Raw genomic sequence first — 9,501 nt, 5'->3', positions numbered from 1 at the left:
ATTATTTCGGGGTATTTTTTTTAGTTTTGAACTCAACTGAAACACACCTTAAAAACTATTTTCATATTATGGAAGACAACTGTAAAAACTGCGAAACTTTAATCACTGGTAATTTTTGTAGCAATTGTGGTCAAAAAAAATACAAGCGTATTGATAGAAAATACTTGATTGATGAATTGCAATATACGGTTTTGCATACCAATAAAGGTTTTTTCTATTCAGTAAAAAAAATTCTCAGAAATCCTGGAAAAACGGCAAAAGAATTTATTGAAGGTAGCCGAGTAAATCATTATAAACCCATTTTATTGACCTTTCTATTGAGTGGTATTTCTACTTTTATTTCGTTCAAGTTTTTGGATACAACAAGAATAATGAAAGAGTATTATGCCAGTTTAAAAATGCCAGAAACTACAAGTAATAACTTGATGACTTTTTTATCAAGTTACAACTCATTAATTATGTTAATTTCCATTCCAGTAATTTCCATAATTACCTATTTATTGTTTAGAAAATGGAAAACAAATTACTATGAACATATCATTATGAATGCTTATATTCAATGTTTTTATTCACTATTCAACATATTGTTTCTCTATCCCATTTTATTTTTTCTAAAAGATGGAAATTTAGGATTGTTTATGACTGTAACAATGGTTTCGATACTATCAATTCCCGTGATAATGGTTTGGTTTTATAAAGATTTTTTTCCAGAAAGAAGCATTGGAGATGTAATTGTGAAAGTTGTTTTCTTTGTGATAATTGGTTTATTCTTGTATATTGGTATTGTTATAAGTTTTATTGCTTGGACAATTTTAACAGAAGGCATTGATGGTTTGAAAAAACTTGCACCTGTTAAATAAAATTTATTACACATTTAGTAAAAATCTATTTCTCCAAAACCTCATTTAAAACCTCGCTATCCGTTCCGTTTGGTAAGGTGATTTTTAATTTTTGTGATAACGTTGGCGCTATTTGAGTAATCACTTTTTTATCGTGTGATTTCCCTTTTGGAATATTCCATCCGTAGAAAATACACGGTACATTTGTATCATAAGAATATGGCGAACCATGAGTTGCTCCTGTTGCAGAATATTCTACAAATCCGGGTTTATACACAAAATACAAATCGCCGTTTTGTGTTGGATCATAACCTTTAAAGACAAAATTCAATAATTGGTCATTACCCGATGAAGCCAAAACTTCTTCTTCGGTGTAAACTCTTTTTACATAGTTTTTAGTATAAAGAAAATCCTTGAAACTCTGTTTTACTTTTGCTAAATCCAATCCTTTACTTTTAATAATTTCTTTATCCAAATGCACGTTATAACTATCATATCTCAGCAAAAGATTGGTTCCAAATGTTTCGTTAGAAAACGCAATTAAATCTTTTGAAACATCTTTATAACTGATATTATCTACTTCGTATTTATTATCTTTTAAATGCGTAGAATTTTCGGCACATGCATGATCAGCTGTTAAGAAAACCAAGTAATTTCCTTTGCCAACTGTTTTATCCAAATAATTTAGAAAATCAGCAATGGTTAAATCCAAACGCAAATAAGTATCCTGAATTTCAATGGAACGCGGTCCAAATGTGTGTCCGATATAATCTGTGGAAGAAAAGCTTACCGCTAAGAAATCAGCAATATCATCTTTTCCTAAATTTTCATTTTCAATAGCACGTTTTGCTAGATTTGCCAAAACATCATTTCCAAAAGGTGTTACTCTTAAAACTCCTGCATCATTTGCTTCATACATTTCTTTTAAATTATACGGAAAAACAGGTGACTTTTTATATAATTTACCTTCATAGGGATTATCGTCAACCAAACTCTCATTGTAAGTTTCGATAGGTTTTAACAAACTCCAACCTTTTTCTAAATAAGGCAAATATTGTTTTTCGTTATTGAATTCTTCAACCCATTTTGGCATTTCTTTTCCATAAAAAGAACTCGAAATAAAGTTTCCTGTTTTGCTGTACCAAAATGCCCAATCGGCGAAATGTCCTGCTGGAAGAATTGCTCCACGATCTTTGATGCTCATTCCAATCACTTTTCCTTTGAAATTAGTTGCCAATTTTAATTCGTCGGTAATGGTTGTGGCTTGTAGATTTTTTGGCGACATTTTCCCTTCTTTTTCAGTTCCTGGAACTAAAGTCGAAACTGATTCGTCATCAGTACAATACACTTCTTTTTTCAACGTTCTGTGAAACCATTCGTTGCTTACAATTCCGTGGATTGCCGGGGTTGTTCCGGTGTAAACCGATGCATGTCCTGGCGCAGTATACGTTGGCATATAATTGTAATGCATGTTGTAAAACGTGTAACCGTCATTCATCAATCTTTTAAAACCATTTTCGGAAAAATCGCTATGAAAACGATATAAATATTCAGTTTTCATTTGATCAACTACAATTCCGACCACTAATTTTGGTTGTTTAGATTGGGCAAAAGTTATTGTAGAAATAATTAATAATAATTTAGTTTTTAAACTTTTCATAACAAATAATTCAAGATTTCAAATTTAGCAAATCAAAAAAGAAAAGATGTTAAAGTATTGTAATTAAAAAAACAAATGCACACTTTGTTGAAGTGTGCATTTGAACCCAATTAAATAAACAACTAATAAATAACAACTATGCTTTTATTATTTTATAATTCTAAATGTACATCTACGGTTGGTAGCATGCTCTGTTTCAGTACAATCATTTTTAGGACAAATTATCAATGGTCTTGCTTCCCCATAACCAACAGAACGTAAACGCTTCCTTTCAATTCCATTTTGCACAAGATATTCTAGTGCAGAAGCAGCTCTTCTATTTGACAATCTAAGGTTATATATTTCAGAAGCACGTGAATCAGTATGCGCTCCAATTTCTATTTCCATGTAAGGATACTTTTTTAGTAATGTAATTAAGCCGTCGAGCACTTGTGAAGCTTGAGGTTTAATATTGGATTTATCTAAATCAAAATAAATATTCTCTAATTCGATAAAGAATGAACCTTCTGCATCTTTCTTGATATTCTTTTCAGCATCAGAGTATGATTCTACCTTCATTTCCAAGTCAATATAGACTTTACCTTTTTCACTGGTATCAAAATAAGCTTCGGCTGGAATATAAAAATCTCTGAATGCCATTACTTTATATTTTTTATCAGGTTCAGTATTGAAGACAAAATCACCATCTTTTCCAACAATAACTTCTTCCAATAAATCACCAGCTTCGTTAAATAATTTTACGGTTGTTCCTGGCAGTAATTGTAACGAATTTTTATCTCTAACAACTCCTTCAACAGCAAACAAAAGTTTATTTTCCTCCATTGTAACAGTATATAAATTATCATCTCCAGTTCTATTAGAAGAAAAGTAACCTTTACCAGTTTTATAATCAAGAATTAAATTAAAATCATCCATTTCACTATTGATTGTTAAACCAAGATTTTCTGGTTTACTGAAATCGGTTTCATTTAATTTATAACATATAAAATTATCAAGATTGCCATGACCTTGATGACCATCAGAAGCTAAATATAGTGAACCATCATCTGCAATAAAAGGAAATTGCTCTCTATGAATTGTATTAATATTTTCGCCTAGATTTCGAGGTTGACTGTAAGTTCCATCGTCATTTATATCAACTACAAAAATGTCAAAAGAACCGATTGTTCCAAGCATATCACTCGCAAAATATAATTTTTTTTCATCTTTGGACAATGCTGGATGCTGCACAGAATATTGATCACTTGAAAAAGGTAACATTGTAACATTAGTCCATTTTCCATCTTTGAATTCAGCTTTGTATATTTTTACTGAAGCAAATCTTTGATTTCCAATTTCAACTTGTTTTTCTCCAGTTCTATTGAAATACATAGTTTTCAAATCGGAAGTAAAAACAGCAGAGCTTTCATGAGTTTTAGTATTAATTTCTTCTGGAAAAGGCTCAACATTAGTTAACTGACCTTCATTATTAACAGATGCAGAAAACAAATCTAGATATGGCCTTTCATTCCATCCATAAGATGCGTTTTCGGAGTTTCTTAAAGAGGCAAAAACAACTTTTTCACCAAAAAAAGAAATCCCAAAATCACCATTGTTTTTATTTTTTGACATCAATACTAGTTTATATGTAAAAGCGGAATTTCTAGTGATGTTTTTCATAAATTTAGGTGTATTTTGCTCATAACCTAAATATTCACTCATAATAGCATCTCCTTTTTCAAAATCAGCAGTTCCTTTTAAAGCATTTGCATATCTAAAATACACTTCAGGTTTTAAACTGTCTTTATGCTCAAAAAACAATTGTCCATAAGCTCTAACCGCATTCAACATTTGGAAATTGTAATAATAACTATCTCCTAAGTTTTGTAATACTTCTTTTTTTGTTCCAAGTTGTTCATACATTTCGGCGGCTTTCACATAAGCTTTTCTTTCAAAAAGCTTATGTGCTTGCTTTAGTGTTGGCTTTTTTTGTCCAAAAAGATTTGTAAAGCAACCTATTATAAATAATATATAAAATATTTTTTTCATGCCAAAGTATTAAAAGAAACGTGGTGATTTATCATACCCTTTTCCTGAAAGTTTTCCAAAATCTATATCAAACAAAAGAAATACTTCATGTGAACCAGAATTAAAATTCCTCAAATTGGTTAAAGTATAATCGTAAGAATACCCTATTCGCAATGTTGGAGTCACATAAAAACTAGTCAAACCAGAAACCGAATCTCCATGTCTATAACCAACTCCAAATTCAAACTTATTATTAAATAACATATTTGTAGTAAAATCTATAGAAACTGGAGTACCAGAAACAGCTTTTGCCATAAAAGCTGGTTTCAGTTTGAAGTTTTCATTTCCGTTGAAGGTAAAAACATAACCACCAGTAATAAAAAAGTGCATTGCTTCTACTCCATTTTCGATAATTCCATCTTGGCGTTCTAAATGTTTCGTCATCAACAAATTTGGGACTGAAATACCTGCATAATAATTTTCACCAAATAAATACATACCAGCACCAATATTTGGAAAAACTTTACTTATGTTATTAGCAAATGCAGGATCAAGTTCAGGATCAGTATATTCAAATCCATTAAAATTAGTATCAAAAAATGTTGCTCCTGCCTTAGCTCCAAAAGATAGTTTTGTTTTTTCAGAAATAGGTAAAACATAAGCAAAATCGACAAACACATTATTTTCGTTAACGACATCACCTATTTCATCATGAACAATCGACACTCCAAGTTCAACTCTTTTGGACATGGCTTTATGAGCAAAAAAAGTTCCTGTAGTTGGTCCGCCAACAGCACCAACCCATTGAGCTCGATATAAACCACCAAGATTTAATACATCAGTATTATCAGTCGCATAAGCCGGATTTATGATACTCATATTATACATATAATGCGTAAACATTGGATCTTGTTGCGCAGAAGATTTTACAGCCATCAAAAATAAAGCTGTAGCAATGAGATATTTTAAAAATTTGTTTTTCATGATTGTACTCATTTCTATTATCTGCTTAAATATAATCTACCTTGAACAGGTTTTTTAACTCCATCATTGAAATATAAAATATAGAAATAAACTCCTGTTGGCACAATATTTCCTCCAACATTCATACCTTTTTCTGTTGTTGTTCCATCCCAAAATGGTGTGTTTTTATTTCCAGTATATAAAATATTTCCGTAACGATTATAGATTTCTAATTTATAATTAGGGTAAATTATAGGCAGATTTACTATTTCAAATGTGTCGTTAATAGTATCATTGTTTGGAGAAAAACCATCAGGAATTACTATATCATCACAAATGGTTAAATCAACTGTAACTTCTAATCGTATTGGTCCTTCACATCCACTTTGTGAAACTAAGGCAGCATAATAGGTTGTATTGTGAGCTAATAAATCCGTTTCTGCATAAGCTGTTCCACCAGTTTCAGAATTGTACCAAACAACCGTTTGTCCATTTAAAATATTAGCTGATAAATCTGCCACTGTTGGATTTTCATCTTCACAGAAAAGATTACCATCTTGAACTAAAGTTGGTGTACCTAATTGTTCAACTTCAAATGTATAAGGTGGAAAAGTTGTTCCGTTTAAACTGCATGTTACAGTAGTTGATGTGATGTTTGTAATTGTAATTGTAGTTACACCAGCATTAGTTAAAATAGTTTGCGCTAGTGTGAAATTTGCAGAACCAGAAACAAATGGAATTGTTATGGTTTCAGTAAATACATTTGCACCAGATAAAGTATAAGTAATAGTATAACTATCATCTGGTAAACTATTAGCATTTGAAATAGTCACTAAACTTTGAAAATTAACACAAGTATCTTGTGCAGAAACCGTAGCACCAGTTATATCTAAAGATGGTTGTATTGTAAAATTAGTCGATGCAGTTATAGTCGTATTTGAACAACCTGATGTAGTTGTAACTCCAACAATAGTCAATGTATAACTTCCAGCTGTTGAAAAAGAAGTTGCAGGAATAGTAAACTGTCCGTTACCAGAAGTAATTGTTACATCGCCTGAATTTCCAGTAGTTGGATTTGCACCTGGAATTGAATAATTAAATTGATATACACCATCTGTCAAATTAAGTGCATTTAATATCTCAACTGTTATTTCATCTCCAATACAAACATCAGCAATATTTACGTTAGAACTATCAATTGAAGAAAGTGGTGTAATTTGCATTTGGGCAGAAACATTAACAACACTGTTAGAACAATTGATTACTGTATTTACAATACTTGTAATAGTGATAACCGTTGTACCAGCATTGGTTAAATTTGAACTTGGAATAGTAAAAGTTCCTGTTCCAGCTGCAATTGTTACGGTTGCAGTTTGTCCAGCTAAGGTATTACTTCCAGACAAATCATAGAATAAAGTATAAATACCATCTACCATTCCATTTAAAGTTACAATTGTATCAATTCCAAGACAGTTCGGATTTATTAAAATATTAAAAGACGCTATTTGTGGATTTGGTAAAATAGTAAACTGAACCGTTGTAGAAACCGAAGCACAAGAATTGGTTACGGTATAGGTATAAGAATAAGTTGCTGGAGAAAAATTGATAATCGTCAAAGGAGAATTGACAACTTGTCCAGTACTATCCTTCCATTCACCACCAGTATCTTCATTCTCCAAAAGTGAATTTAAATCTAAAACTCCCGTTGATGGACAAATAGAAATTAATCCAGTAAATGTTCCTGAATTTGGCGTCGCTTGAACATCAAAAGTAACCGATGATGAAACCGTTGGATTAGAACATTCCGCAGAAGAAGTTATTCCAGTTAGAGTCAAAGCATAACTTCCAACCGTTGCAAAAACAGATGCAGGAATTGTAAATTGACCATTTCCAGCAGTAATTAAAACATCTCCTGAATTTCCTGTTGTTGGATTTCCTGTTGGAATGGTATAATTAAATTGATATGTTCCGTCTGGGAAATTAGTTGCATTAGTAAATACAACTGTAACATCAGTACCAAGGCAAACATTTGCAACTGTGATTACATTTGGAAGAATATCTAATAAAGGTTTCACTTCTATAATCGCTGAACTATTTGCTAAAGTAGCGGTACAATTTGTTACTGTATTAGTAATGTTTTCAAATGTTATAGTAGATGTTCCGATGTTAGAAAGCGATGTTGATGGAATGCTAAAACTTCCTAAACCGCCAGTTATTGTGATAGTTTCGGATTGAGTTGTGATATTATTTACACCCGAAACAGAATAATTTATAGTATAGTTTCCATCTTGCATTCCACTAAACTGAACAGTAGCATTACCGCCAATACAAATTGGAGTTATGGTTACATTTGAAGTTAAAACAACTGGTGTTGGTAAGATTTCTAATTGTACTAACTGCTCGTCATCTCCACAAGAATTAGTAACTTCATAAGTATAATTATAGATTCCCGAAGTTAAAGCACTAACATTAATTGGGTTTACTATTATTGTATTTGTACTATCGAGCCAATTTCCACCCAAGTCCTGACCTGTCAATAAAGTATTCAAATCAAATGTTCCAACCGAAGTACAAATTGGAGAAGTAGCTACAAAATCTCCAGCATTTGGCAATGGATTAACTGTTACAGTTACGACTGAAGTATCTGTTGTACATGGTGAAGTTCCTCCTGTAACTGTGTAAGTAAATGTATAAGTTCCAACACCAACTAATGATGGATTGAAAACATTTCCAGTTAAAGCGCTAGTATTGTCATCATCTGTCCAAGTTCCAACTCCTTGCGTTCCATCTAAACCAGTAGTTAAATCTAAATTTATTACATCTGCACATGTTGTTAATTGCCCGTCAGCACCAGCAATTGGAGATTGAACCACAGTAATTACAACATTTGCAGTATCAGTATCACATAAATTCCCACCAACAGTATAGGTATAAGTAGTAGCAACATCAACCAAAGGATTGAATACGCCAGTTCCACTAGCTAATGCTGGCGACCAAGTTCCACCTGTTTGTGGATTACCATTTAAGAAATCAAATAAATCCTGAGGTGCATCATTTGTACAGAAAATATGTGTCCCATCTTCTCCAGCATCAGGCACAGGATTTACAATTACAGTTATTGTCGCTTCATCATTATCACATGGGTCATTTCCAGAAAGTGAATATGTATAATCTCCAGCCAAATCTATAGAAGGATTAAAAACTCCTGTTCCGCTTGATAATACTGGTGACCAAGTTCCTCCTGTTTGTGCATTTGTTCCCAACGCTAAAAATAAGTCTTGAGTTGGACTGTTTTGACAAACTGTGATAGAATTATTATTTCCTGCTTCTGGTCCTTGCGTGATTATCACTTCTACTGTTGCAAAATCATCAACACATGGAGCAATTCCAACTACTGTATAAGTATAAGTTGCTGAAATATCAACGGCAGGATTTAAAACTCCTGTTCCACTAGCTAATGCTGGAGACCAAGTTCCGCCAGTTTGTGCGTTTGAACCTAAAAGTGTGAATAAATCTATTGAATTTTGATTTGAACAAACGTTATAATTCGCAACATCATTTCCAGCATTTGGAATTGGATTTACAGTAATTTGAACTGTTACTTGTGCTGGAGGACATAATGGATTGCCAGTGACAGTATAAGTATAACTTCCTGACAAATCAACAGCAGGGTTGAAAACACCTGTTCCGCTTGCCAATGCTGGTGACCAAGTTCCGCCAGTTTGCGCTGTATTTCCAAGTAATAAAAATAAATCAATTGACGGTGAAGTTACACACAATACTTGCGGTTGTGGTGTAACTCCAGCAATTGGCGCTTCAACTATAGTGATTGGAATACTACTCGTTTGTGGATTTATACAACTTGGTGTTCCTGAACTTGCTACGCTTACGATATTTATCGTTCCTGTTGCCGTTGGACTTACTGTTATCGTAGCTGTTCCTGCTGCGTTTAAGGTTATTGTTTGGTTCGTTCCACCATTGATGTTGTACGTTACCGTAGCATTTGGTGTTCCTGTAAAGGTTAAAGTCGTG

General features: G+C 32.6%; 5 protein-coding genes. 1 reads left to right on the top strand and 4 read right to left on the bottom strand.

Annotated features, from left to right (window positions below):
* The coding region (locus tag IAI56_RS14415; RefSeq protein ID WP_244970340.1) for a DUF3667 domain-containing protein at positions 1 to 860 on the top strand (860 nt) is incomplete at its 5' end.
* Positions 861 to 885: 25 nt separating this feature from the next.
* On the opposite strand, the gene pafA is transcribed toward IAI56_RS14415, so the two are convergent.
* From pafA to IAI56_RS14395, 4 genes are all read right to left on the bottom strand, one after another.
* The gene (gene pafA / locus IAI56_RS14410; RefSeq protein WP_187658532.1) at positions 886 to 2,499 is read right to left on the bottom strand and encodes an alkaline phosphatase PafA; all 1,614 of its coding nucleotides are present in this window, start codon (positions 2,497 to 2,499) and stop codon (positions 886 to 888) included.
* A gap of 147 nt (positions 2,500 to 2,646) precedes the next feature.
* Complete coding sequence (locus tag IAI56_RS14405) at positions 2,647 to 4,527, bottom strand: OmpA family protein (RefSeq protein WP_187658531.1); 1,881 nt, start codon at positions 4,525 to 4,527, stop codon at positions 2,647 to 2,649.
* 9 nt (positions 4,528 to 4,536) lie between these two features.
* Entirely contained in the window at positions 4,537 to 5,490 is a 954-nt protein-coding gene (locus IAI56_RS14400) for a PorP/SprF family type IX secretion system membrane protein (RefSeq protein ID WP_187658530.1), read from the bottom strand.
* A 17-nt stretch (positions 5,491 to 5,507) separates the two neighbouring features.
* A partial coding sequence (locus IAI56_RS14395) for a T9SS type B sorting domain-containing protein (RefSeq protein WP_187658529.1) occupies positions 5,508 to 9,501 on the bottom strand: 3,994 nt, incomplete at its 5' end.

Origin of the sequence: Flavobacterium macrobrachii (assembly GCF_014486675.1) — a bacterium.
Classification (GTDB): domain Bacteria; phylum Bacteroidota; class Bacteroidia; order Flavobacteriales; family Flavobacteriaceae; genus Flavobacterium; species Flavobacterium macrobrachii.
Note: the sequence above shows the minus strand (reverse complement) of the source record. Positions and strands in the feature narration are given on the sequence as shown.

Excerpts from the sequence above, each read along its gene's own strand:
- IAI56_RS14400 (WP_187658530.1), bottom strand. The coding sequence starts at position 5,490 with ATGAAAAACAAATTTTTAAAATATCTCATTGCTACAGCTTTATTTTTG.
- pafA (WP_187658532.1), bottom strand. The coding sequence starts at position 2,499 with ATGAAAAGTTTAAAAACTAAATTATTATTAATTATTTCTACAATAACT.
- IAI56_RS14405 (WP_187658531.1), bottom strand. The coding sequence starts at position 4,527 with ATGAAAAAAATATTTTATATATTATTTATAATAGGTTGCTTTACAAAT.